Raw genomic sequence first — 25,215 nt, forward strand, 5'->3', positions numbered from 1 at the left:
ATACGATGAAAGATACTTTAAACTATTTATTTGAAGGCAACAGCTTAAGCAAAGAGCAAGCGCAGCAAGTGCTCACCCGGGTTGGTGAAGGTCAATTTTCGGAGTCGGAGATTGCGGCTTTACTGACTGTTTTTCGAATGCGGAAGATTAAGGGAGAAGAAATGGCTGGCTTCCGCCAGGCCATGCTAAGCTTGTGCGTTCCGGTTGATTTTTCTGAGTTCAATACCATTGATGTAGTTGGAACCGGTGGCGATGGGAAAAACACCTTCAATATTTCAACCTTAAGTTGTTTTGTGCTGGCAGGAGCAGGCTATAAAGTGACCAAACATGGTAACTATGGCTTGTCATCAGTAAGTGGATCATCCAATATGTTCGAATATTTTGGCTATCAGTTTAGCAACGATCACGATAAGCTGCGTCGCGAACTGGACGAAACCGGCATTACCTTTTTTCATGCACCGCTTTTTCATCCGGCCATGAAATATGTCGGCCCTGTGCGGAAAGCTTTGAAGGTTCGCACCATTTTTAATATCATGGGGCCAATAATCAACCCGTCGTCTCCCAAAAATCAATTGATAGGGGTGTCCGACCTTGAAATTATGGATCTTTACAATCAGGCGATGCGCGATAGCAATCAGAATTACCGGATTGTACACAACCTGGATGGCTATGATGAAATTTCACTGACCGGGCCAGCACGTTATGCTTCAAAATCGGGTGTATTTGATCTAAGGCCGGAAGATTTTGGCTTTCCAACTTATACTCCTGAAGAATTATCGGGCGGAGATTCGGTGGAGGATGCTGCCCAGATTTTTGTTCGCATATTGGAGGCAAACGGGACCGATGCTCAGCAGCATGTCGTCATAGCCAATGCTGCGTTAGGAATTCAATGCCTGTGTCCCGGAAAATCGTTGCTCGATTGTGTGGCTGAAGCGACAGAAGCATTGGAAAGTAAGAAAGCCTTGGCGGTGTTCAAAAAGCTGATGGGCAATAGTAAGTAGCCTGCATTTTTAGTGCTTATTGCAGATTGAAGAATGACAATAAAAGACGAAATCATCATGACGATATTAGACGAAATAAATGCCAATAAGCGCCGCGAAGTTGCGGCTGCTAAAGAGAAGATCAGCATCGACGAATTGAAGTTGTCGCCTTTTTTTAAGCGTACATCCAACTCGCTGAAAGCGGCCCTCCAAGCTAAAGGGGCCTCCGGAGTTATAGCCGAATTTAAGACTAAGTCGCCTTCCAGGGGAATGATTAATGCAAACGCTGAAGTTACAGAAGTTACTTCGGCCTATGTTGCAGCCGGTGTGTCGGGCTTGTCTGTTTTAACCGATCATCCGTATTTTGGTGGTTCGTTTGAGAATCTAGCTAAAGCTCGTTTTGCGAACCCACAAACGCCCATTCTGCGTAAAGATTTTATGCTCGACCCTTACCAGGTTTATGAAGCCAAAGCGCATGGCGCCGATTTAATTTTGCTGATTGCCGCCAGCTTGAGTAAGGAAGAGTTGTTGCGCTTATCGGAAACAGCCAAAGAGCTGGGGTTAGAAGTTTTGGTGGAAGTGCATGCTGAAGAAGAAGTTGATAAGCTTAATCCTTTGGTGGATTTGGTTGGCGTGAATAACCGCAACCTGAAAACGTTTGAAGTGGATGTGGAAACCTCGGTTCGGCTGAGTAAGCAGCTGCCTTCGGATATGGTTCGCATTTCGGAAAGTGGCTTATCATCCATCGAAAATATTCACTACTTGCGGAGCGCGGGTTTTGATGGTTTTCTGATGGGCGAAAATTTCATGAAAACGGAAGACCCTGGGAAGACGTGTACGGAGTTTATGCGAAATTTAAGATAACTATTCAGCGGATGATGTCATGTCACCTGCTGAATAACCAAAGCACTTATGGAAGATTTAAAAATAAAAGTTTGCGGAATGAGGGATCCCGATAATATTCAGGAGGTCCTTAAAGCTTCGCCTGATTATTTAGGGTTTATTTTTTACCCGAAATCGAAACGCTTTGTGGGTGAAAATCCAAATCCGGAAATTTTCAGTCTTGTTCCGCAAGCAACGAAGAAAGTGGCGGTTTTTGTCAATGAAGATTTGGAAAAAGTCCGGGCCATTTGCTCTGCCTTTCAAATAGAGGTGGTGCAGTTTCATGGAAATGAAAGCCCGAAAGATTGTCAAACCTTAAAGCATGATGGAGTGACGGTTTTAAAGGCTTTTTCGGTGGATGAGCAGTTTGACTTCTCCGTGCTGAAAGCATATCATTCAGCTGTCGATTACTTCCTGTTCGATACCAAAGGTAGATTGCCCGGTGGCACCGGACTAAAGTTTAACTGGGAGTTGCTAAATGAATATAAGCTGGATGTTCCTTTTTTCTTAAGTGGAGGCATTGGCCCCGATGATGTCGAGGCGCTTACTCAGTTTAAGCATAACCAGCTTTTTGCTTTGGATATTAACAGTGGATTCGAATTGGAGCCCGCTTTGAAGGATGTTTGCCAAGTCAGGAATTTTATCAATCAGATCAGAAAAAAATAGCATATAATATGAAATATCAAGTCGATAGAAAAGGTTATTACGGAGAGTTTGGTGGTGCCTACATTCCCGAAATGATGCACCCCAACATTGAAGAACTGCAGCAGCGGTATATGGAAATTATTAATTCGTACAATTTCCGGCAGGATTTTATTCATCTGTTGAAGCATTATGTAGGACGTCCTTCGCCCTTGTATTTTGCCAAGCGGCTGTCGGAGAAATATGGCTCGAACATATACCTCAAAAGGGAAGATTTGAACCATACTGGTTCGCATAAGGTGAACAATACCATTGGCCAGATTTTGCTGGCCAGAGCTTTGGGCAAAACACGTATTATTGCTGAAACCGGAGCCGGTCAACACGGTGTGGCTACAGCTACTGTGTGCGCCTTGATGGGCATGAAATGCATCGTTTACATGGGCGCACTGGATGTGGAACGCCAGGCGCCTAATGTGAAAAAAATGAAGATGCTGGGTGCTGAAGTTATTCCGGCAGTTTCCGGAAATCAAACGCTGAAGGATGCCACTAATGAGGCCATGCGTGACTGGATCAACAATCCGGAAGATACCCATTACATCATTGGCTCGGTGGTAGGACCACACCCGTATCCTGATATGGTTGCGCAGTTTCAGGCGGTCATCAGCGAGGAAATCAAAATGCAGCTGGACGAACACCTTGGCCGCGAATTTCCAACCCGGGTCATTGCCTGCGTCGGTGGCGGTAGCAATGCTGCTGGTGCCTTTTATCATTTTCTGGAAAATGAGGAGGTCGAACTGATTGGTGTGGAGGCTGCCGGTAAAGGAGTAGATACCGATGAAACGGCAGCTACTTTAACCTTGGGTGAAATTGGTATTTTGCACAGCGCTAAATCCATGCTGATGCAAACGGAAGATGGCCAGATTGTGGAGCCGTACTCTATTTCTGCCGGATTGGATTATCCCGGGATTGGACCGCTTCACTCGCATCTGTTTAAAACAAAACGGGCCAAGTACTTGTGGGCAACCGATGAGGAAGTGTTGGAGGCGGCCTTAGAGTTGACTCAGCTTGAGGGAATTATTCCGGCACTGGAATCGGCTCATGCTTTGGCTGCGCTGAAAAAGATTGACCTGAAGCCTGATGAAGTGACGGTTATCAATTTGTCGGGACGTGGCGATAAAGACATGGAGACATACTTAAATTACTTTGGCTATTAAACCCTGTTTTGGGCAGCATGCTGGTTTATGCGATTGAAAGCCCAAAGCGAAAAATGAGAACGATGAACACACAAAATAGAATCAATCAACTTTTTCAAAATAAGAAAAAGAATATATTCTCGGTTTATTTTACTGCGGGCTACCCTCAGTTGGATGATACGGTGAAGATTATTCAGGAATTGGAAAAAAACGGCACGGACCTGATCGAGATTGGCATGCCTTTTTCCGATCCGGTAGCCGATGGACCGGTGATTCAGCATAGCAGTACGGTGGCGCTGAAAAATGGCATGAGCATCAAAAAGCTTTTTCAGCAATTGGCATCCATACGCGAAACCGTTCAAATTCCTTTGATCCTGATGGGCTATCTTAACCCGGTGGTGCAGTATGGCGTAGAGAACTTCTGTAGGAAATGCCAGGAGGTTGGTATTGATGGACTGATTTTGCCTGACCTGCCCTTGAGCGTTTATCAGGAGGAGTTTCAGTCCATGTTCGAGAAATACAATTTACACAATGTTTTGCTTATTACACCGCAAACATCTGATGCCCGGATTCAGGAAATTGATGATGCTTCCAAGGGCTTTATTTACATGGTTTCAACCTCGTCGACAACGGGCGCGAAAAGCAACGTGTCTGATTTTAACAAGGACTATTTTGAACGAGTTAATCAACTCAAGCTCAAAAATACACGCTTGATTGGTTTTGGTATTTCCAACCGGGAAACCTTTGAAAATGCCTGTTGTTACGCTTCGGGAGCAATTATTGGAAGCGCTTTTGTGAAAGCGCTGGAGCAGGAGAAACCCTTGGATGAACGAATTTCAAGCTTTGTTAAAGGAATTGTAATCGGTTCTTAATCTTTGTGGTGTTTCTTTATGCTGTTGTCGAATCGGCAATGCTCAGCTCTATTTGAAACGAATTCTGTCGTGCAAACGAAGGCTTCTATTAAGAAAATATTGAAATGGTATGCTTTCCTTTTCCGATTAAAACGGAGTTTATAAATGTTATATAACAAGTTTTTAAATTGAAAGAGCTAGCCAGTTGGATCTCAGATTTTTAATCCATAATGAGGCTGCCGATGATGTTAAGTTGTGTTAATAGCTATTTTGCAACATACCAAAGTAGGGGAAGATGTGTTATTTTAGCAAGAGTAATAATTAAACGTTCTAATTGCCATGATTGAGTACGCGAAAGTAATTTTACCCAAGGTTAGTTTTAGCCGGGATTTGTTCCGGAAAGAGCTGATCAAATGTGTTAAGTGGGCTGAGACCCCGGATAATCTCAATGAGCTGCGTGAATGGTGTGAAGAAAGTTTCAGTGACATGTATCCTGAAATTTTAGATGATGTTTTTTCAACGATTGCTGCATAAACTCAGAAAAAGAAAAAGGTCCCCTATCGGGACCTTTTTTCGTTAGTAGCCCTACCTTCTTAAGCTGCTTAATAACTTCGCTGTATTCTTTGTGGCTCAACCGGAAGCAAAAAAGGCCTTCACCTGAGTGAAAGCCTTTTTTGCTTCGTTGCATATCGAAATCAACCACATTTCGATGATCCGCAGTCGGGGCAGGTTAAGCAGCCTTCCTGGTAGATCACATTGCTTGATCCGCATTCGCCACATACCGTTCCTTCGGCGATGGTGCCGTTAGGGATGTACTTTTTCAGGGCGCGGGCAACACCAGCTTTCCAGCTGTTGATTGTGTCGTTGTCCAACTGCAGGCTGGTTACGGTATCCACTACTTTGTGGATTGGCATGCCATGACGCAGGATTCCGGAAATAAGCTTGGCGTAGTTCCAAAATACCGGATTGAATTTGTAGGACAAACCTTCGATGGTGGTTTTGTATCCGCGTTTGTTGCAGTATTGGAAATCGTAACGAGAGTTACCATCTTCGTCACGGTTTTTAATAATTTTTCCTTTGGTTACCGAGCGAGGAAGTAAAATGCCATCTTCGTCATCCTGCAATCCAGTGAAAATTTCGTAAGGCAGATCGCCAACCATGCCGATAAAAGCGACCCATTTGTCTTTGTTGTTTTGGAAACGTACCACATCGGCTTCCAATTCTTCAGGTCGTTTGGTTGGAAAGGCTGAAAATTTCTCTTTTTTCTTTTCTTCTTTTTTGTTCGAAAGTAAAACGCCAGAGCGGGATCCGTCACGATAAACGGTAACACCTTTACATCCGCTTTTCCAAGCTTCGAAATACAGTTTACCAACCAACTCTTCTTCTACATCATTCGGCAGGTTGATGGTTACGCTGATGGAATGGTCGACCCATTTCTGGATACGCCCTTGCATGCGCACTTTACGCAACCAGTCAACATCGTTTGATGTGGCTTTGTAGTATGGCGATTTCTCTACCAGCTTATCCAACTCTTCCTGTGTATATTGAATCGTGGTGTCATAGCCATTGGCTTTCATCCAGGTCACAAACTTGTGGTGGAAAACGATGTACTCTTCCCAGCTGTCGCCCAATTCGTCAACAAAGTCAACGCGTACTTCCTTGTCGTTTGGATTAACTTTACGGCGACGTTTGTATACAGGCATAAACACAGGCTCAATACCGGAAGTTGTTTGTGTCATCAAGCTCGTGGTGCCAGTAGGGGCAATGGTGAGCAGCGCGATGTTTCGACGGCCATATTTTACCATGTCCTGATACAAGTTCTCGTCTTGTTCGCGAATCCGCTTGATCATCGGATTGTTTTTTTCGCGCTCGGCATCGTAAATAGCGAATGGTCCTCTTTCTTTGGCAATATTAACCGATGAACGGTAGGCTTCAACCGCTAGTGTTTTATGAATTTCTTCGCTGAAATCAGTCGCATCTTCTGTCCCATAACACAATCCTAAAGCGGCCAGCATATCTCCTTCGGCAGTGATGCCAACTCCTGTGCGGCGTCCTTCGCCTGCTTTGGTTTGAATCTTTTTCCAAAGGTTGCGTTCGATGGATTTAATTTCTTGGTCTTCCGGGTCTTCGTCAATCTTAGCGATGATGGCATCAATTTTCTCCAATTCCAGATCGATGATGTCATCCATCATACGCTGGGCGTAGTTCACATGCTCTTTGAACAGGTTGAAGTTGAACTTGGCCTCGGCAGTAAATGGGTTTTCAACATAGGAATAGAGGTTGATAGCCAGCAGGCGACAGCTGTCGTAGGGGCATAGTGGAATTTCGCCACAAGGATTGGTTGAAACGGTTTTGTATCCCAAATCGGCGTAGCAGTCCGGCACGGATTCTTTAATGATGGTGTCCCAGAAAAGAATGCCTGGCTCGGCTGATTTCCATGCGTTGTGGACAATCTTATCCCAAATTTTGCTGGCGTTGGTTTCTTTTACAAACTTGGGCTCGGCTGAGTCAATGGGGTATTGCTGGGTGTATGGGGTGCCACTTTCAATGGACTGCATAAAGTCGTCGTGGATTTTAACCGAAACATTGGCTCCGGTAACTTTCCCTTGCTCCAGCTTCGCATCGATGAAGGACTCCGAATCCGGGTGTTTAACAGAGACAGAAAGCATGAGTGCTCCGCGGCGACCGTCTTGAGCAACCTCGCGTGTTGAGTTGGAATAGCGCTCCATGAACGGAACAATCCCGGTGGATGTTAACGCTGAGTTTTTTACCGGTGAACCTTTAGGGCGGATGTGTGACAAGTCGTGTCCAACACCACCGCGTCGCTTCATTAGTTGAACCTGTTCCTGGTCAATTTTCAGGATACCACCATAGGAGTCTGAATTTCCTTCGTTTCCAACAACGAAGCAATTGGACAGTGAGGCAATTTGATAGTCGTTGCCAATTCCTGTCATGGGGCCCCCTTGAGGGACGATGTGCTCGAAATCTTTCAGAAGCTGGTAGACCTGTTTTTCGGTCATTGGATTTTTATACTTCTTTTCAACTCTGGCAATTTCTTTAGCCAGACGTTGATGCATTTCATCCGGATTCTTTTCATAGATATTTCCAAAAGAATCTTTCAATGCATACTTGTTAATCCATACCCGGGCAGCTAAATCATCTCCTTTGAAATAATCCAAGCTTGCCTGATATGCTTCCTCTTGGGAATAAGTTTTTTTGCCCGTTTGGGTCTCCACTGCCACATTTTTGAAAGCCATACACCAAAAATTAAAATACGGTTGTTGTTAACTGATTGTATACTTGTGTAAAAGTCGGATTGTTTTTCCGTTGTTTTGATAGATGCAATATACCATCCAAAAGAAAAAAATGGAACACTATTTTTTGAAAGTGCCTTTAAAGTTATCAACTAAAAAATGTTAGTATGTTGATAATGAGGCTAAACGGGATTTGATAAGTCTGAAAAGTTTACCGAAACGAAAATCTATGTTTTTTAACGGTGTGAGAAATGCTAACAGGGTTAAAAACGCCCGGAGCTCTGATGAGCAAGCTTTTTTGAGGACTGTTCAGGTGGTTTATTTTTAGTCGATGTTAAAAACTTTTTCTAAAACCTGTTGTGTGGCTCCCAAGTTTAGCAGCATGAATTCACGACATTTTTGAGCCACTTTCAATCGCTTTTGGTCATCGTCAAGCAGCTGGTTTAAAATTGCAATTAGCTCTTCGGTATTTTTAATTGGAAAGGCAGCGCCTACCTTTTGCAGATTTACCGCTTCCTGAAATCGAAGGTAGTTGGGGCCAAAAATTACCGGGATATTGTAAATGGCTGCTTCAAGCGTATTGTGAATGCCCACGCCAAAGCCACCACCAATGTAGGCCACATCAGCATAACGATAAATGCTGGATAGAATTCCGATGGTGTCGATGATTAAAATTTGAGCTTGCTCCAGATTTTCACCTGTTGCTTGGGTGTAACGAATAGCTCCATCCGGAAGCTGTTCCAGTAATCGCTTGATGTTACTTTCCTTAACTTCGTGGGGGGCGAAAATGATTTTAGTGGTCGGGTTCTGTTTTAGAAAGTCGATCAGTAATTCTTCGTCAGGCGACCAGCTGCTGCCGGCTACAATCAGCTTTTGTCCGTTTTTGAATTGCTTAATCAGCGCAAGCTGTTTGCTTTTGGCTGCAATTTCGGCCACACGGTCAAAGCGGGTGTCGCCCGTTATGGTGTAGTTGTTAATTCCGATGGATGAAAGCAACTGGCCGGATGTTTCGGTTTGTACGAAAAAGTGGGTGACTTTTGCAAGTACCTGCCGATACCATTTGGCTCTGAATCCGGATTTGAAAAACAACTGTTCCTGTCGGAAAATAGCAGATACCAGGTAAAGGGGAATGTTGTTTTTATGAAGCTGGTTGATGTAGTTGTTCCAGAATTCATATTTAATGAAAAACACTTTTTCGGGTTTGGTCAGCTCAATGAACTTTCGGGCATTCGTCACGGTATCGAGAGGCAAGTAGCACACGTAGTCGGCTTGCTCATAATTCTTTCTGATCTCGTATCCGCTGGGCGAAAAAAAGGTTAACAGAATTTCGTAGCTTGGATGCTCTTTCTTAATTTGTTCGATTAATGGACGTCCTTGCTCAAATTCGCCAAGCGAGGCGCAGTGCACCCATAGTAGTGGGCGGCTGTGGCTCAGTTGCTCTTCTAGGTAGGGGAAAACCGCTTTTTGTCCTTTGACAAACAGTCGGGCTTTTTCGTTGAAAAGTGCTGATACTCTTGCAGCAAGAGAATAGAAAAAAATACCTATTTGATAAAAGAATTCCATAAATGCGGGTTGTACTATTCGCGTGTAAAAGTAATTCTAAAATGATAAATGCGCTAGCAAGAGCGATGCTTTTGTCAATTTATCGCCTGCTCGTTCTTACCGGCAGTAAGCAGGCTGGGAAGAACATCGCTTCACTGGTCTGCGACAGCTATCGCTTGCAGCATTCAAAAGCCGATGGGGCGGTTTACTCTTCTTCCATTCGGGCCTTCAAATAGCCTTCATCCTTTTTTAGGTTGGGTGCCATGGAAGCCTCTACTGCCAGTTGGTCGCAGCGTTCATTCTCGGGGATGTTGGCATGTCCTTTCACCCACACAAAACGAACCTGGTGCAAGGAATAAACTTTTAGAAAACGGGTCCACAAATCCGCATTCTTTTTGCCCTTAAATCGTTTTTTGACCCATCCCCAGATCCATTTTTTCTCAACGGCGTCTACCACGTATTTCGAGTCGGAATAGATGGTGACCTGGCAATTAGAGAACTTTAAGGCCTCCAAGGCTATGATTACGGCTAGCAGTTCCATGCGATTGTTGGTGGTCAGTTCAAAGCCGTCTGAGAGTTCCTTGCGGTGTTGGCCGGCAAGCAAAACAGCTCCATAGCCACCCGGGCCGGGGTTTCCTCGTGCAGCTCCGTCAGTGTAAATGGTTACGCGGGGTGAATTTGTCATGATCTTATTCTTTTGGGCAAATATACAAATAGAAAGAGGGTGACCTCATGTGTAGGACACCCTCTTTTTGTATTCGGTGGTAATTTTTTATTTTACGATGGTCATTTCATCGATCAGGTTGGTGGCGCCAGCAAATTTGTCGATGGTCCACAACACGAATCGGATGTCCACGTTGATACATTTCTGAAGTTCGGGTTCAAAGGCGATGTCGCCGCTCATGGCTTCCCAGTTGCCGTCGAAAGCAACACCAATTAGCTCTCCGTTCCCGTTGATTACGGGGCTGCCCGAGTTTCCACCGGTAATGTCATTATTGGTGGTGAAGCAAGTGTGCAGTGTTCCATCAGCATCAGCGTATTGACCGTAGTCTTTGGCTTCATAAAGCTCTTTCAGCTTGCCAGGAACATCAAACTCATCATCGCCAGGGATTTCTTTTTCAATATAACCTTTTAATGTAGTGAAATAGCTGTAGTGAACCCCATCGCGCGGAATATAGTCGCCAACAGTTCCATAGGTCAGACGCATGGTGGAGTTGGCATCCGGATAGAATTTCTTGTCGTTGTACATTTCCATCATTCCGGCAACGAACAGACGACGACCTGTAAGCAGGTCCGCTTTGGTCTCTCTCATTTTTGATCCGAGTACCGACATCAGGTCGAAGATATCCAGGGCGCTTTGGAATGCCCTGTCTTTTTCCAAGGTCTTTAACTTCGGATTGTTCAGGAATTCTTCCAGCTCTGCCCGATGAGCAAAAAGGGTTTTATCGAACATTTTTTGCACGTAGGCATCGAAATCACCTTTGTATTTGTATTTAATCTCGTTGAAAAAGCGGGGTTGATAAGGCGGGGTCACATTGTTATTAAAAACTTCCATCAAGGCTGCTGCTACCTTCGCATCGGTGTTTGCATTGTAGTCCTTGAAAAAATCGTCCAACTCTGTTTTTAATTGCTCGGCATTGGTCTTCACGCGTTCCTGATTGTCTTGCTTTAGGGCTTCATAAAGCCCTTTGGCGCCGTAGCTGAAGTAGAAAATTTCTGGCCCACGTACCATCGTCTCAACCAGGTATTCATAGGCTGATTCATCTTGCGTATTTTCATAGGCTGACTCGATCAGTTCCAGCGCTTTCCCGTATTTGGCTTTACGTTCTTCGGAGGCATTGGCCCATGTGGCAAATTCTTGCTCGATGTTTTTCTTTTTCTCAATGACCTGCAAAGCGCTTAAGCCTTTGTTTTGCCCAATGCTGTATTTGTAGTAGTTTGAGCTACGAGCGTGTTTTGACGCATATTGGATGCGTGCTTTTTGGCTCGATCCCATGTAGCGTTTCATGATTTCGAGTTTTTTAGCCCGTGCATTAATACGTGCCTCGTTGGTTTCGTTCATCGTATAGTCAATGCCGAAAGAGGATTTGTATCGGTTGGTGCTCCCGGGGTAGCCCATCACCATGGCAAAGTCGTCTTTGTCATAGCCTTTCAGAGAGATGGGTAGGTGATGGCGAGGCTGAAAAGGGATGTTGTCTTCTGAATAGCTCGCCGGCTTTCCGTCGGGGCCACAATAAACGCGGAACAAGCTAAAGTCGCCAGTATGTCGAGGCCACATCCAGTTGTCGGTGTCGCCGCCAAATTTTCCAATTGACTTAGGAGGAGCGCCAACCAAACGCACATCGCGGAAGGTTTCGTACACAAAAAGGTAATACCGGTTTCCTTCCAACAGCGATTGAACCCGGGCATCGTAGTGCGTATCTTCAGTTGCTTCTTTCTGAATTTCGAATGATTTTCGTTGGATGGAAGCGTTGCGCTCAGCAAAAGGCATTTCATCGGTTAAATCGGCGACTATCTGATCGGTCACATTTTCAACACGAACTAAAAATGAAACGGTTTTCCCAGGATTAGGTAGCTCTTCTTCTTTGGTTTTTGCCCAAAATCCATCTTGTAAATAATCGTGATCGACCGAGCTGTGCGTCTGAATCTCATCGAAGCCACAGTGGTGGTTGGTCAGGATTAATCCTTCGGATGAAATTAATTCACCGGTGCATGAACCGCGGTCCAGCGCAACAATGGCATCCTTCAAGCTTGAGTTATTAATGGAATATATTTCGTCAGCCGACAATTCCAACCCCATTTTTTGCATCTCGCCAATATTCAGTTTATGAATCAGCGAGGGCAACCACATTCCTTCATCAGCTATGGCCCGGCTTTGAATAAGCAGGCAAAGACCGACAAATACAATAAAAATCTTCTTCATTCGATATCCTATTAAATAAATTGTAGTCAGAAAAAAATGCAAAGATATTGATCTCCGGCGATGCTACAAATAACATTTGGTGTTGACGTACTTTTGTCATCTTTCTGCTCAATAGGTTGCTGAAAATAACTTTTCATTACAGCCAATTAAATTTTTGCTTTTGATTTAACGGTAGAAGCTTGGGTTTCAAATTAAAATGAATGACTGGAAGGAACAGATTATCAGAAGACTTTCGCCGGTTTTAAATTTCCCTATCTTTGCAGTGAAATTTTTAATCAGAACAAATGAATTCCAGAAAAGTCAGGGTGCGATTTGCCCCAAGTCCTACCGGCCCGCTGCATATGGGCGGCGTCCGAACAGCCTTGTTTAACTACTTGTTTGCCAAAAAACTTGGTGGCGATTTTTTGCTGCGGATCGAAGATACCGACCAAACCCGCTATGTTCCGGGAGCCGAAGAATATATTATTGAAGCATTGAACTGGTGTGGCTTAAAACCTGTAGAAGGGCCCGGTATTGGCGGCGAATTTGGACCTTACCGGCAGAGCGAACGCAAAGAGATTTACCGTGAGTATGCGCAGCAGCTGGTGGATAGCGGACATGCTTATTATGCGTTTGACACGCCGGATGAATTGAATGTCCTGCGTGCTGAGGCGGAGGCAAATAAAGAGGTTTTTTCCTACGATTTGCATACGCGCGATCGACTGAATAATTCATTGACTCTTTCTCCGGAGGAGGTTCAGCAAAAGTTAGATGCAGGAGAACCTGCGATAATTCGGTTTAAAATGCCGGAGAACACCGATGTGATTGAGAAGGATCTGATTCGTGGTGAGGTGAAATTCAATACCAACCAGCTGGATGACAAAGTTCTGTTTAAAGCGGATGGCATGCCTACGTATCACCTGGCTAATGTGGTAGATGACCATCTGATGCAAATCACACATGTGATTCGCGGAGAAGAGTGGTTGCCATCGATGCCATTGCATATTTTGTTGTATCAGGCTTTAGGGTGGTCCGAAAATCGTCCACAGTTTGCGCATTTGCCCTTAATTTTAAAGCCTACCGGCAAAGGAAAATTGAGCAAGCGTGATGGTGATAAGATGGGATTTCCTGTTTTCCCGTTGGAGTGGAAAGATCCAAAGACAGGTGACGTGTCACGCGGATACCGCGAAGATGGCTATTTCCCCGAAGCCTTTGTGAACTTGCTGGCTTTGCTGGGGTGGAATGCCGGAACGGAGCAGGAATTTTTCAAGATGGAAGAGTTAATTGAGCAATTTAGCCTGGAGCGTGTGGTTAAATCGGGTGCAAGGTTTGATCCGGAGAAAGCGAAATGGTTTAACCGTCATTATTTTCAGCAAAAAGACGAGGAGGAGCTAGCTGAAGCCTTTAAGCCGATATTGGCAGAGAAAGGTGTTGACGCGAACGATGAGTTGATTGTGAGGGTTGTAGGTATGGTTAAAGAGCGCTGCGAGTTTGTAGCCGATTTGTGGGAGCAGGCTAGTTATTTCTTTGTTGCCCCGGGCAGCTATGATGAAAAGACTGTGAAGAAGAAATGGAAAGAAGATACGCCTGAGAAGATGCAGGAAATTGTGACTCTGTTCAACTCGGTTGAAAGCTGGGATGCTGCTACAATAAAAGAGGCTTTCTCAACATTTATGAATGATAAAGGTTGGGGATTTGGCGTGGTGATGGTGCCGATTCGTTTGGCATTGGTGGGGACGAGTGCCGGAGCCGATTTGTTTGATATTTGTGAGCTGATTGGCAAAAGTGAAACCATCAGCAGGATTCAAAAAGCAATTGAGCAACTAGGATAGCGAAGAGCTAGATCGAATATAGCGTTTACAACCCGGGCCGGAAGCCCGGGTTTTTTTGTGGGATTTTTTTCAATAAGGCAGAATGGGTTAAGCAATGTTAAATATTTGCAAGTTTAGAATAAAAGCGTTCTGGGTTCGAAAAATATTTCTTCTCTTTGCAGAAGAAAATAATTAAACAAGAAAGCAAGTCATACTAAAATCAATTGAAATGATAAGACTACGTGTTTTTTGGTGCTTTGTTATTATGGCCTGTTTGGTGCAGTTGAAATCGTATGCACAAAGCTCAGATGTAAAAGTGCTTACTTTTTCGGATGTGTATGAGCAGATGATGGGCAACAGCCATGTATTAAAACAAGCCGAGTACCAGATGGACGAGAAGGCAGCCGAACTTCGGGCTGCAAAGGGTTTACGTGCCCCTAAAATCAATCTCACCGGAACTGCTGTTCAAATGGCAGATCCTTTGCATTTGGATTTAACGCCTGTGCGCGACGCCATTACACCGCTTTATTCTGCCTTAGGAAATTTTGGTAACTTCTCGGGAGTGCCGAACCCCGATCCAGCAACCAACCAAATGATGCCGGTATTGCCTGATGATATGAGTACTGCAGCCGTTCGGGCTCAGCTGTTGGAGGGATTGGATCATGTGAATGCCGCCGAGTGGGATCAAATGATTCAGGAAAAGCGTTTTGCTTCCTTGAGTGCCTCAGTAGTTTGGCCGATATTTACCGGAGGGAAGATTAACGCTGCCAACGAAGCAGCCCGTATTCACGAAGAAGAAGCTGGTTTGCAGAAAGATCAGAAACAGGCCGAGTTGTTAAGCGAGTTGGTAACTCGTTACTATGGTTTGGTGTTGTCGCGGGAGTCAGAGAAAGTTCGCCAGCAGGTTTTGGATGCGATGGAAAAGCATTTATACGATGCCAAAAAGCTGAGCGAACAAGGACAGATTGCCCAAGTCGAGAAACTGCATGCCGAGGTTGCTAAGGCGGATGCTGAACGCGAGCTGAAGAAAGCCCGTCGGCAGTCTCATATTGTAGAACGCTCGCTGCAAAATACAGTGGCCATGGAGGCAGCCGATTCGATCGTAGCAGTTAATCAGTTGTTTGTGCTGAAAGGAATTGGCGACGAAGACCAGTTTGTTGAATTGGCCAAAGCGAACAGCCCTTTGTTGCAGCAGGTCAGCTCCAAGAACGAGCTGAGCCAAACCGGGGTGAAGTTGGAGCAGAGTAATTACTTGCCGACCGTGGCACTAACCGGCATGTACGATATTGCCAATAAAGATTTTTCGCCTTATGTGCCGGAATGGATGGTCGGTGTAGGATTAAAATGGACGCTGTTTGACGGAGTGGCTCGCACGCGTAAAGTACAGGCTGCCAAGTACCGGGTTAATCAGGTGGAAGAGGCTGGTTTAAAAGCGCAGGACGATATTGAAACGGTGATCCGGAAACTTCACCAACAGCTAGGGATGCAACTGGAGCAGCATGAAAGTCTGAAAAAATCATTGACTTTTGCTGAAGTCTATTTGGAAAGCAAGGATATGGCTTTTCACGAAGGACTGGCTACTTCGGCCGATGTTGTTGACGCCCGCTTGCTGGTGGCCAGGTTTAAGATTGAGCAATTACAGGCCATGTATCAATACGATGTGGCCTTAGCTGCGCTGATGCAGATTTGTGGCGTCCCGGCTCAGTTTAATAATTACATCACCAGCGATTTGGTGATTACACAAACCATTGACTAACAATAAGATTAAATCAGGAAAAATGAATAAGACCAGAAATTTTATCATCGGCTTGTTTTTCACAGCCTTGTTGATTTTTGTGCTGTACACCACTTGGCTGATTACTCGGCCGGTTCCATTAGAAATTCAGGGTGAAATTGAAGCAACGCAGGTTCGGGTGGCTTCTAAAATTCCGGGACGTATTGACGCCATTGCCGTTCGTAAAGGACAGCAGGTGCAGAAAGGTGACTTTTTGTTTTCAATCAAGAGCCCTGAGATTGAAGCCAAATTGCAACAGGCCACGGCAGCCCGTAGTGCAGCTCAAGCTCAAAGTATGAAAGCACAGCACGGTGCGCAAAAAGAAGATATTCAGGCTGCATACAGCACCTACCTGAAAGCAGAAGCTGCCGCTCGTTTGTACGAGAAAACATTTCAACGAATTTCCAATTTGTTTGAGGCCGGAGTAGTGTCTGAGCAAAAGAAAGATGAGGTTGAAACCCAAATGGAAGCTTCGCGAGAAACAGCCAATGCGGCCAAAGCAATTTGGGAGAAAGCCAGCAAAGGAGCCCGCAGTGAGGATAAGAATGCCGCTGAAGCCTTGGTGGAACAAGCCGAAGGTGCTATTGCGGAGGTGGAGTCATACCTAAGCGAAACGCAGATTAGTGCTCCTGCAAGTGGCGCGGTTTCCAACATTATTTCCGAAGAAGGAGAACTTGTACCAACAGGCTTTCCGGTGGTGACCATTCATGACTTGTCGGACAGCTGGGCTACCTTCTTTGTTCGCGAAGACCTGATGGCTGACATCCGCATGGGGAGTGAGCTGAAAGCAACCGTTCCGGCGATTGGGAATCAGGAAATCACCTTTAAGATTAATTACATCAGTCCGTTGGCCGATTTTGCCAGCTGGACATCAACCAAAGCATCGGGCGGTTTCGATGTCAAATCATTCGAAATACATGCTTCGCCCGTTCAGACTGTCGATGGCTTACGGCCGGGGATGAGTGTTTTAATCAATTGGAAACAATTTAAGACGAAATAAAGCATGAACCAGAAAGAGCAAACAGGCAATTTTCGCAGGAACCCGTTTTTCAGGGTACTTCTTCGGGAAGTCGACCGGATGAGTAGTTCCTTCGTCTACCTGTTTACCACTTTGCTGGGGCCCCTCATTGCCTTTATTTTGTTGTTGGCTATTTTTAATGAAGGAGTGCCTCGAAACTTGTCGGTCGCCATGGTTGATCAGGATAACTCAAGCTTGTCGCGCAAAATGGCGATGTGGATTGATGCTGCTCCGGAGGCTGAGGTAGCCATGCGTTTGCCCAACCTGGAAGAGGCATACAGCCAGATGAAAACTGGGCATATTGATGCTGTCGTGGTTATTCCGCAGGAAACGGAAAAGAACATTCTGAAAGGGGTGCAGCAAGAGATTCCGGTTTTTATAAACAATGCCAACATTTTAAAAGGCGGATACCTGCAAAAAGGAATTTATAAAACGCTGGCAACCTTGTCAGGCGGCATTAAGGTGCAGGTAGCTATGAAACATGGTCTGTCCGAAAGGCAGGCACTGGCAAAGGTTCAGCCGGTAAAGCTGCATCAGCATGTGCTGTTCAACCCCTTTGGCAATTATGCTCATTTCTTGCTTTCGGCCCTGCTGCCACTCATGGTGGTGGTATTTACCCTGCTAAGCACCGTATATGCAGTAGGAACAGAAGTTAGGGAGGGGAGCGGACCGGAATGGCTCGAGCACTCGGATGGAAGCATTATTGTTGCTATTGCGGGTAAACTAACCCCGTACACCCTTTTGTTTTTAGTTGTGTCAACGGTGATGAACGTGGTTTTGTTTGTGCAGATGGGAACTCCCTTGCGTGGCGAATTTATGCTGATTGCCTTGGGTGAGCTGATCTTGATTATGGCCTATCAAATGTTGGGTGTATTGCTGGTTACCGTTACCAGTAACCTGCGTTTGGCGCTATCGTTGGGAAGTGCTTATTCCATGATGGCTCTGACGTTCTCCGGACTAACGTTCCCGCAGTTTGCCATGCCAGCAATGGCTAAAGCGTTTACCTGGCTATTCCCGTTTACCTATTGGGTGAAGTTGTTTATTTCTCAAGCTATTCGGGGCGAAGCTGTGGTTTATGGAATCCGGGTTCTAGCAGTTATGCCATTATTCGTCTTGCTGTCAGTAGCTATATTACCCCGCTTAAAACGTATTCTTCAAAATGAAAACTATTGGGGAAAAGTGTAGGGCGTGAGCCATTAGTGATTATCGATATGAAAAGACTATTGAAGAAAATAAGGACAGGAGTTCGCATGACGGGGCAATTCTATCAGGACGAAATGCAAGCCATCCTGAAAGACCATGGCGCCTTGCTCATTTTGTCAGGAGCAATTATTATTTACTCCTTGATTTATGCTTATGCCTACAAAATGGAAGTCGTGCGAGAGGTCGACACGGTGGTGGTCGATTTAGACCGTAGCGCTTCAAGCCGCCAGTTGGTGTGTATGATTGATGGAACCGAGGAGGTCAAAATAAGTCGTTCGGCGACCAGCATGAAAGAAGCGCAGGCGATTTTTGTTGAAGGCGACCACGTGGGAGGTATTGTTGTTATTCCTTCCAATTTCGAAAAAGACTTGTTGGAAGGGGTGCAGGCGGATGTTGCCGTGTATGCTGATGGCAGTTATTTTTTAATTTACCGGCAGTTGATTGGAGCAGCCGTTAAGTCGGTTGGCACTTTTTCGGCCGGAGTTGAGATCAAGCGGATGATGGCTGAAGGAAAAACCTATGAGCAAGCGATGGCTGCCCGCGATCCGTTGGCTGCCGATCTGCATTTCTGGTTCAACCCTTCTTCGGGCTATGGCAGCTTTGTAATGCCCGGACTGATCCTGATTATTCTGCAGCAAACCTTGCTGATTGGTATTGGAATGATTGGTGGAACCAGCAAAGAGAAAAATCGGCATAGTTTCCAGGTGCCGTTGGCTTTAAAACGTGGAGGTATCTTTCCGCTCTTGTTTGGAAAAAGCTTGAGTTACCTAACCATCTACAGCATCAACAGTGTATTTGCCATGGTGCTGTTGCATCATTGGTTCGATTACCCCAACCGGGGCAGTTACCTGCATGTGATGGTGCTAACCCTTTTGTTTTTGCTCTCGGTTATTTTTATGGGAATTACCTTCTCCGTACTTTTCAAGAAACGCGAATCATCTATTTTGCTGATGGTTTTCTTGTCGCCTATTGTTTTGTTTTTAAGTGGAATTAGCTGGCCTGCTGAGTCAATACCTCCGCTGTTGCATAAGCTGGCGCATGTGTTCCCGTCCACCATTATGGTGCCGGCTTACTTGCGTATTCGCAATTTAGGCGTCGACTTAGTCCATGTCAGGCACGAATACTTTTTGCTGCTGGCGCAAGCTTGTTTTTACTTTCTAACGGCATCGGTGGCGCTGTATTTCGAAACAAGGCATAACCGGAAAGCCAGAGCAAAGAGCCAAGAACCAGGAGACTAGAGCCAAGAATCTGGATTTTTATTCTACGCGCTCGCGAAACGAAAACTGGCGGGTGTTTTTTGTTCGTCTCCTACCGCTTATCAGCCTGAAACTTTTGTCTCCAGCTTCTTGGTTCCTGGTTCTATTCAATCACCTTTTCATCATGGCTGTTGACAAACAGCATCGAGTCGATGTTGTTAAAGCCTTCAAACAGGGGTTTGCCCTGGTGTTTGAGGTGGTCGCCGCGGAAACCCAGAATAACCAGACCGGCATCGGCCGACCGCTGGTTGATCATTTCCTGGATGCTTACGTCCTCCTTTTCCTCCAAAAACTCAATGTTTTTTAGGGTGATGGGCAGGCGTCCGCGCACAATCAGATCCTGGAGATGTGTCTTCGTGTTTTCAATTTCTCCGGGTTTCGAAATATCAAAAATCTTGATCGCACTTTTTTTCCAATCGGGGTGAGCATAGATAATAAAGCTTAGCAGAATCATCAGGTTGGCATTGGATTCATCGGTTCGCTTCAACCACAAATGAATATCCTTGTCCGAGTCAATCGGATCTAAGCCAGTGCGCAGAATCAGCACATCGAAGTTGCCGGCATTCACTAGCCCATAATTTTCTATAATCCTTTTCAAGCCATTTTCATCGTTAATGTTGTTGTCAAAAATGAGCATGTTGTTATCCAGTCCGGTAATGCCGGGAAGCTGCACCGCCTGCGCAATAGCCGAGGTGTATGATGGCGAAATCATGGTGTCGACATACACCTGGCTTTCAATTTTTCCAAACTGAAGGATCAGCTTGTCCAGAGTAGCTCGGGCTTCCTTATTCGAGGCTTTTGAAAAGTAGCCTTGAATGAGGTGAATGTAGGTTCCAAAACCATATTTATACGAAATCCAGTTCAGCAGCCGGAATGCTTCTTTGCGTTCAAAGGTTTTGTCCGAAATGCAAATGCAGCTGGGGCGCCATTCGGAATAGGACGTTCGCTTACGGGCATTTTGCAGGTAAACCTGCAAGTTGCGGTTGAGCTGAAAAATGGCGTTGATGAAAATAATTTCCAGCCCTTTCCGGTCGCGGTGGTAGTGGTTAATCAGCAGGTAAATGATGGTCATGGCCAGCAAGGAGACAATGGCGTATAACGCGTCGATTTTAAACATGATAAACAGGGCCACCAAAAAGCCAATTAACGAAAAATACCAGCGCGACTTAAAGGATGGGCGGTATGATGGTGAAGCACCAAAATGGTTTAAAAAGGAGATGAGGCAAAGCGAGCCGTAGGTGACCATGAAAAACATGGAGATAATACCGGCGACAACATCCACATTGCCGACGGCAACAAAAATGAAAGCTATCAGAATCGTTACCAGCGTGGCATTAATGGGTTCATCTTTCTTTTTATCATTCAAACGTAAAAAAGCGTTCACTTTTATCCCCGGAAAGGAGTGATCGGTTGCCAGCGCCTGCAAGGTTCGGGGGGCCACCATGATAGAGCCAATGGCCGATGAGAGGGTGGAGGCCGCCAGCCCGATTGGGATGATGATGTTTCCGCCAAGCGCAATTTTACCCATAATGAGTTGTTGCTCGGTTAAATCGGTTGTGCTGGCCGAGGAAGCCAGTTTCCAGGCAATAAACAGGTAAATGATCATGCCGGAGACAGTGGCCAGGGTGGTTCCCAGTGGTATCGACTTGGATGGGTTTTTTAACTCGCCCGAAAGTCCGACTCCTGCTGTCATGCCCGTAAAAGCCGGGAAAATAATGGCAAACACGATAAAAAACTGGCTCATGTTGCGCATGTCGGCCGAAAAAATCGAGAAGGTATTGGTTTGATAATACTCCGTTGTGCCCACAAAAAACAGAATAAGCGCAACCGCTAAAATCCCCACAATAATGTAAAGAGTTTTTACGCCCATGTTGGCCCCTTTCTTAAACATCAGAAAGGCTAAGGCGCCCATAGCCGGCAGACTGATGGCTTGCCGGGGAAGGATAAAGTCGTAGTTTACTTTCAGGTATTCAAACAGAAACTCGAACGATTCGGTAAAGGCAATGACATAAAAAGCGACACTAATGGCCTGCGACATGTATAGCGCAATGCCCACTGTGGCGCCAATATTCAGGCCAAAGGAGCGGGAGATAATGAAGTATTCGCCGCCGCCTTCCACCCGTTTATTGGTGGCAATCTCCGAAATGGCCAAAGCCGTGGGAATGGTGACCAGGTGTCCGAGCAGGATAATCAGAACCACGCCCCAAAAGCCGAGGGTGCCCACACCGTATCCAAAACGTAAAAATAGGATGGCTCCGAGAATGGTAGACATCGCTGTGAAAAATACCGGGGCAGTGCCGAATCCCTTTTTTGAAACTGTCATAGTCTAGTTGTTTGAATCGATAACAAAGCAAGCTTTGTTTTGATGTTTGTTCCTCAAAATTAAACTGATCCTACCTTCAATGATTTAAAGTACAAGATATTAAATTGAAGGCAGCTTTGAAGCGATTCATCGAAAAAAAAGTTATTGGTCTTTGAGAGTATTATGACTGCTCAGAAGCTTGATCCTTATTGTTTTTGCGGAAATAGAAGTAGGTTTTTTGCTGACTCAGATCGTCATAATTATAAATTTCCTTGTCGGGATGAAGTCTGTAGAAGGCCAGCATGGCCATGTCGCCGGCACAAAACAGGGAATGAATACACATCAGGCTGATGAAGAAGTAAGCCCACGGGCTGGTCCAAAAGAGCAAAGCGCTTACAATACAGAGTCCTTTGACAAGCCAGAAGGGAGCAAGAGCTACAAATCGAAAGGTTCGAAAATCAATGACTTCCTTATCTACCCCGGCATAAAATATGAATTTACTCCAGATGGCGCCAAACTGTACTTTACCGGTTCCCCTGAGGCGGTAAGCTGCGGCATGAATCAATTCGTGCAAAATGATTAGCAGCGTGAAAGCAAAAAGCAAGGCCAGGCCCATCTTGGTAATTGGCTGACTAACACCGTGAGTGTAGTGGATGGCCGCTTTTGTAAGGATAAACACATACAGGGCGATCATGCTGATTTGATAAATCGAATACAGCCGGATCAGGTGTTTTTCCCGCGAAATTTGTTCAAAGATGAATGGCTTGATATGCTGGTGGTCCACTTCAGCCAGCAGTTCAAATTCATCCCGATTTTTTAAGTCGGTGGGTGTGAGTTGGTGCTTCATTTAGTTTGATCTTTCAGGATTACAAAAAAGGCTTTCATCGAAATCAGCCGGCTGATGAAGGCATAGGCGGTAGCTGCAATCATCAGCAGCGAAAAGCCCACCAAGCTGTTGTTGATTAAGAGACTGCTCTTGGCAGCCAAAATAGTAAACAGAACAAAGGCCAGCAGTTTCAGTAATAAATGATAATTGATTTTGAACTGAAACAGCTTGCTGGCGATGACCACCTGTGCCAATGCTGTCAGGAGTTGGGTCGCCAGGCTGGCATATGCTGATCCGGCCGCTTGAAACGGCGGAATGAGCAGCAGGTTGAGACTGATGTTGAGGACCATTCCTGCAAAAGCCATTTGGTTGAGTTGTTTCAGGCTTCCGTTGGCTGTAAGCAGGGTGCCGAAAATATAGGTGGTGGCAATGCCGGAGAAGCCGGTCATCAGGATCCCAAGCAAGGGGGCTGACTGTTCAATGTGTTCGTGGTAGAGCAGCTCCATAATAGGCTGCCCGTAAAAGTTGGCGGCTACAGTCACCAAAATAGCGGGCACAATAATCAATCGGAAAGCGAATTGCACCAGTTGCACCAGCTCGTCGCGCTGCTTAATCATCCGGGCGAAGATGGGGAGCAGCAAGCCGGCAAACAACACGCCAAACATGGCGAAGGCATCCAGCAGCCGGAAAGCCTGTGCGTAAATGCCCGCCTGCTGTTTTCCAATTGGATCGGGGAGCAGGCGCTCCAGCATCACCGAGTCAATCCGGTTGTAAAACGACATCAGTAAGATTAGCAGCGCAAAGGGGTAGCTTTGCTTCAGAATCAGCCGGATGTAGCGCCAGTTAAGCCTGATCCGGATGCGCCCGGCATAATGCAACACCGTGAGGTAGGTGATGATGGCGGTGAGGACATAGGCGGCGGTTTGCGCATAAACGAACCAGCTGATGGAGAAAGCTCCACCCAGCCAGGGAGTGAAAAGCAGCATACTGCAAAACACGATCATCAGGCTTCGGTCAAGCACCGAAAGCAGGCTGTCGGTGCGAAACAGGTGTAGTCCGCTGATGTTGGAGCGTAGGTACAGGGTAAACGAAATCAGAAATTGGTTGAAAATCAGGAACAGCAACAGGTGAAACTGAAGTTTGCTGTAGCCGATAAGCGCGGCGCTAACCAGACAGACCAACGCATAAACCACAGCCAGCAGGAATTTCAGCCCTACAATGTTGTTGAGGTACTTCTTGAGCAGGTGACTGTGTCGGGCAATGTTTCGGTTGTTGAAATTGGTGATCCCCAAGTCGAGCAGGATATTCAGCAGCAGTGAGAAATTCAGTAAGGAAAAGTACAGGCCATAGCTTTCGGCACCCACCATATTTTGCACGGTCCGGTCAATGCCAAAGATCCAGAATGGCTTGATCAAAAGATTCAGAAAGAGCAGCAGGATTAAATTGGTAACAAACTTACGTTTCAACGGCCGTTTTCTTTAGCGGATTAATTGGCTTAAAAATAATCAATTTTTAGGCAGACTTTGTACATTTGGCTTGAATTTGATGGTCTCGATCTCTTGCATTTCGGGACTCGAAAGATAGCAATACAAAAAATAACGAGTTTACAATCGTTCAATAACCCGAAAGGCTCATGATCATTGCGGTAAACACACGCTTGTTGCAAAAAAACAAATTGGAGGGAATTGGCTGGTTTACACGCGAAACGCTTGCACGTATTACCAGAAAGCATCCCGAGCACCAGTTTCTTTTTTTGTTCGACCGACCTTACAGCGATGAGTTTATCTTTTCGGAGAATGTGACCCCGCTGGTCATTTCACCGCCTACGCGCCACCCCGTGCTGTGGTGGCTTTGGTTCGAATACCGGATTCCCCGGGTGTTGAAAAAGTACAAGGCCGACCTGTTTGTCTCACCCGATGGTTACTTGTCGTTACGCACACCGGTGAAACAGCTGGCGGTTATTCATGACCTCAACTTTGTGCACCGGCCGCAGGACTTACCTTGGCTGATGGCGCGCTATTTCAATTATTTTTTTCCGAAATTTGCGCGGCGGGCCAATCGCTTGGCTACGGTTTCCAAGTATTCCAAAGAAGATATTCAACGAACCTACGGCATGGATTCGGATACGATTGATGTGGTTTATAATGGTGTTAATCTGCACTATACGCCAACATCTGAAAAGGAAAAACAGAAAACGCGGCAGCGCTTTACGGCTGGTCAGCCCTACTTTTTATACGTTGGGTCCTTGCATCCGCGTAAAAATCTGGCTAGTTTGTTGCTGGCCTATGAGGCGTTTCGCAATTCCGGAAATCCGAATGTCAAGTTGCTTATAGCCGGGGAAGTGATGTTTAAAACCAGGGAGATCACCCAGGTTTACGGAACCATGAGCTTTCAGGAGGATATTATTTTTACGGGGCGGCTGTCGGTTGAAGATTTGCATCAGGTGTTGGGCGCGGCACTGGCACTGACTTTTGTGCCGTACTTTGAAGGTTTTGGCTTGCCGGTGCTGGAAGCTATGAGGGCCGGCATTCCGGTCATCTGCTCCAACACCAGCTCTTTGCCCGAAGTGGGCGGCGATGCGGTGCTGTATGTCGATCCGTCACAGCCTCGCCAGCTGGCCGAGGCCATGAGCCAATTAGCTGGTGATTTGAATTTGTGGGAAGAACTGGTGGTAAAGGGACAAGAGCAACAAGCAAAATTTAGCTGGGATAAAACAGCCGATAGTTTGTGGCAAAGTATTCAAAATAGTTTGAAGGATTGACTCTTAAAGTCAGTTAGC

19 protein-coding genes are annotated in these 25,215 nt (G+C 45.7%); 12 read left to right on the forward strand and 7 right to left on the reverse strand.

The window, feature by feature from the left end:
• Nucleotides 1-5: 5 nt before the first annotated feature.
• The 6 genes from trpD to ACUNWA_RS01460 all read left to right on the forward strand — a co-directional run bounded on the left by trpD (nt 6) and on the right by ACUNWA_RS01460 (nt 5,082).
• Nucleotides 6-1,001 carry an anthranilate phosphoribosyltransferase gene (gene trpD, locus ACUNWA_RS01435; protein WP_445590092.1) on the forward strand — a complete coding sequence of 332 codons (996 nt, stop codon included), beginning with the start codon at nt 6-8 and terminating at the stop codon, nt 999-1,001.
• 57 nt (nt 1,002-1,058) lie between these two features.
• Nucleotides 1,059-1,844 (forward strand): indole-3-glycerol phosphate synthase TrpC, encoded by a 786-nt coding sequence (gene trpC / locus ACUNWA_RS01440; protein WP_445590093.1) that lies wholly within the window; start codon nt 1,059-1,061, stop codon nt 1,842-1,844.
• 48 nt (nt 1,845-1,892) lie between these two features.
• Nucleotides 1,893-2,528 carry a phosphoribosylanthranilate isomerase gene (locus ACUNWA_RS01445; RefSeq protein ID WP_445590094.1) on the forward strand — a complete coding sequence of 212 codons (636 nt, stop codon included), beginning with the start codon at nt 1,893-1,895 and terminating at the stop codon, nt 2,526-2,528.
• A gap of 8 nt (nt 2,529-2,536) precedes the next feature.
• Nucleotides 2,537-3,718: a tryptophan synthase subunit beta gene (trpB, locus tag ACUNWA_RS01450; protein WP_445590095.1), complete on the forward strand. Its 1,182-nt coding sequence runs from the start codon at nt 2,537-2,539 to the stop codon at nt 3,716-3,718.
• 62 nt (nt 3,719-3,780) lie between these two features.
• Nucleotides 3,781-4,569: a tryptophan synthase subunit alpha gene (trpA, locus tag ACUNWA_RS01455; protein WP_445590096.1), complete on the forward strand. Its 789-nt coding sequence runs from the start codon at nt 3,781-3,783 to the stop codon at nt 4,567-4,569.
• A gap of 318 nt (nt 4,570-4,887) precedes the next feature.
• Nucleotides 4,888-5,082 (forward strand): hypothetical protein, encoded by a 195-nt coding sequence (locus tag ACUNWA_RS01460; RefSeq protein ID WP_445590097.1) that lies wholly within the window; start codon nt 4,888-4,890, stop codon nt 5,080-5,082.
• Between the two features lie 161 nt (nt 5,083-5,243).
• On the opposite strand, the gene ACUNWA_RS01465 is transcribed toward ACUNWA_RS01460, so the two are convergent.
• The 4 genes from ACUNWA_RS01465 to ACUNWA_RS01480 form a co-directional block, all read right to left on the reverse strand.
• Nucleotides 5,244-7,805, reverse strand: coding sequence for an adenosylcobalamin-dependent ribonucleoside-diphosphate reductase (locus tag ACUNWA_RS01465; RefSeq protein ID WP_445590098.1), 2,562 nt, complete (start codon nt 7,803-7,805; stop codon nt 5,244-5,246).
• A 321-nt stretch (nt 7,806-8,126) separates the two neighbouring features.
• The gene (locus tag ACUNWA_RS01470; RefSeq protein ID WP_445590099.1) at nt 8,127-9,365 is read right to left on the reverse strand and encodes a 3-deoxy-D-manno-octulosonic acid transferase; all 1,239 of its coding nucleotides are present in this window, start codon (nt 9,363-9,365) and stop codon (nt 8,127-8,129) included.
• A 184-nt stretch (nt 9,366-9,549) separates the two neighbouring features.
• A complete protein-coding gene (rnhA, locus tag ACUNWA_RS01475; protein WP_445590100.1) occupies nt 9,550-10,029 on the reverse strand; it encodes a ribonuclease HI in 480 nt (159 codons plus the stop codon).
• Between the two features lie 87 nt (nt 10,030-10,116).
• Nucleotides 10,117-12,267: a S46 family peptidase gene (locus ACUNWA_RS01480; protein ID WP_445590101.1), complete on the reverse strand. Its 2,151-nt coding sequence runs from the start codon at nt 12,265-12,267 to the stop codon at nt 10,117-10,119.
• 284 nt (nt 12,268-12,551) lie between these two features.
• Between ACUNWA_RS01480 and gltX the strand changes: the two genes are divergently transcribed.
• The 5 genes from gltX (at nt 12,552) to ACUNWA_RS01505 (ending at nt 19,290) form a co-directional block, all read left to right on the forward strand.
• Nucleotides 12,552-14,078, forward strand: coding sequence for a glutamate--tRNA ligase (gene gltX / locus ACUNWA_RS01485; protein WP_445590102.1), 1,527 nt, complete (start codon nt 12,552-12,554; stop codon nt 14,076-14,078).
• A gap of 208 nt (nt 14,079-14,286) precedes the next feature.
• A complete protein-coding gene (locus ACUNWA_RS01490; protein ID WP_445590103.1) occupies nt 14,287-15,813 on the forward strand; it encodes a TolC family protein in 1,527 nt (508 codons plus the stop codon).
• Between the two features lie 22 nt (nt 15,814-15,835).
• Nucleotides 15,836-16,831 carry an HlyD family secretion protein gene (locus ACUNWA_RS01495; RefSeq protein ID WP_445590104.1) on the forward strand — a complete coding sequence of 332 codons (996 nt, stop codon included), beginning with the start codon at nt 15,836-15,838 and terminating at the stop codon, nt 16,829-16,831.
• A 3-nt stretch (nt 16,832-16,834) separates the two neighbouring features.
• Nucleotides 16,835-18,034 carry an ABC transporter permease gene (locus ACUNWA_RS01500; protein ID WP_445590105.1) on the forward strand — a complete coding sequence of 400 codons (1,200 nt, stop codon included), beginning with the start codon at nt 16,835-16,837 and terminating at the stop codon, nt 18,032-18,034.
• Nucleotides 18,035-18,060: 26 nt separating this feature from the next.
• Nucleotides 18,061-19,290 (forward strand): ABC transporter permease, encoded by a 1,230-nt coding sequence (locus ACUNWA_RS01505; protein WP_445590106.1) that lies wholly within the window; start codon nt 18,061-18,063, stop codon nt 19,288-19,290.
• Nucleotides 19,291-19,411: 121 nt separating this feature from the next.
• Here the strand turns inward: ACUNWA_RS01505 and ACUNWA_RS01510 are convergent, their stop codons facing one another.
• From ACUNWA_RS01510 to ACUNWA_RS01520, 3 genes are all read right to left on the reverse strand, one after another.
• The gene (locus tag ACUNWA_RS01510) at nt 19,412-21,631 is read right to left on the reverse strand and encodes an amino acid permease (RefSeq protein WP_445590107.1); all 2,220 of its coding nucleotides are present in this window, start codon (nt 21,629-21,631) and stop codon (nt 19,412-19,414) included.
• Nucleotides 21,632-21,791: 160 nt separating this feature from the next.
• Nucleotides 21,792-22,457, reverse strand: a complete 666-nt coding sequence (locus ACUNWA_RS01515; RefSeq protein WP_445590108.1) for a DUF3267 domain-containing protein — start codon at nt 22,455-22,457, stop codon at nt 21,792-21,794.
• Entirely contained in the window at nt 22,454-23,902 is a 1,449-nt protein-coding gene (locus ACUNWA_RS01520; protein ID WP_445590109.1) for an oligosaccharide flippase family protein, read from the reverse strand. The genes ACUNWA_RS01515 and ACUNWA_RS01520 overlap by 4 nt, the downstream gene beginning before the upstream one ends.
• 167 nt (nt 23,903-24,069) lie before the next feature.
• On the opposite strand from ACUNWA_RS01520, the gene ACUNWA_RS01525 reads away from it, so the two are divergent.
• Nucleotides 24,070-25,197, forward strand: a complete 1,128-nt coding sequence (locus ACUNWA_RS01525) for a glycosyltransferase family 4 protein (protein ID WP_445590110.1) — start codon at nt 24,070-24,072, stop codon at nt 25,195-25,197.
• Nucleotides 25,198-25,215: the final 18 nt, after the last annotated feature.

The organism is Sunxiuqinia sp. sy24, assembly GCF_052677165.1.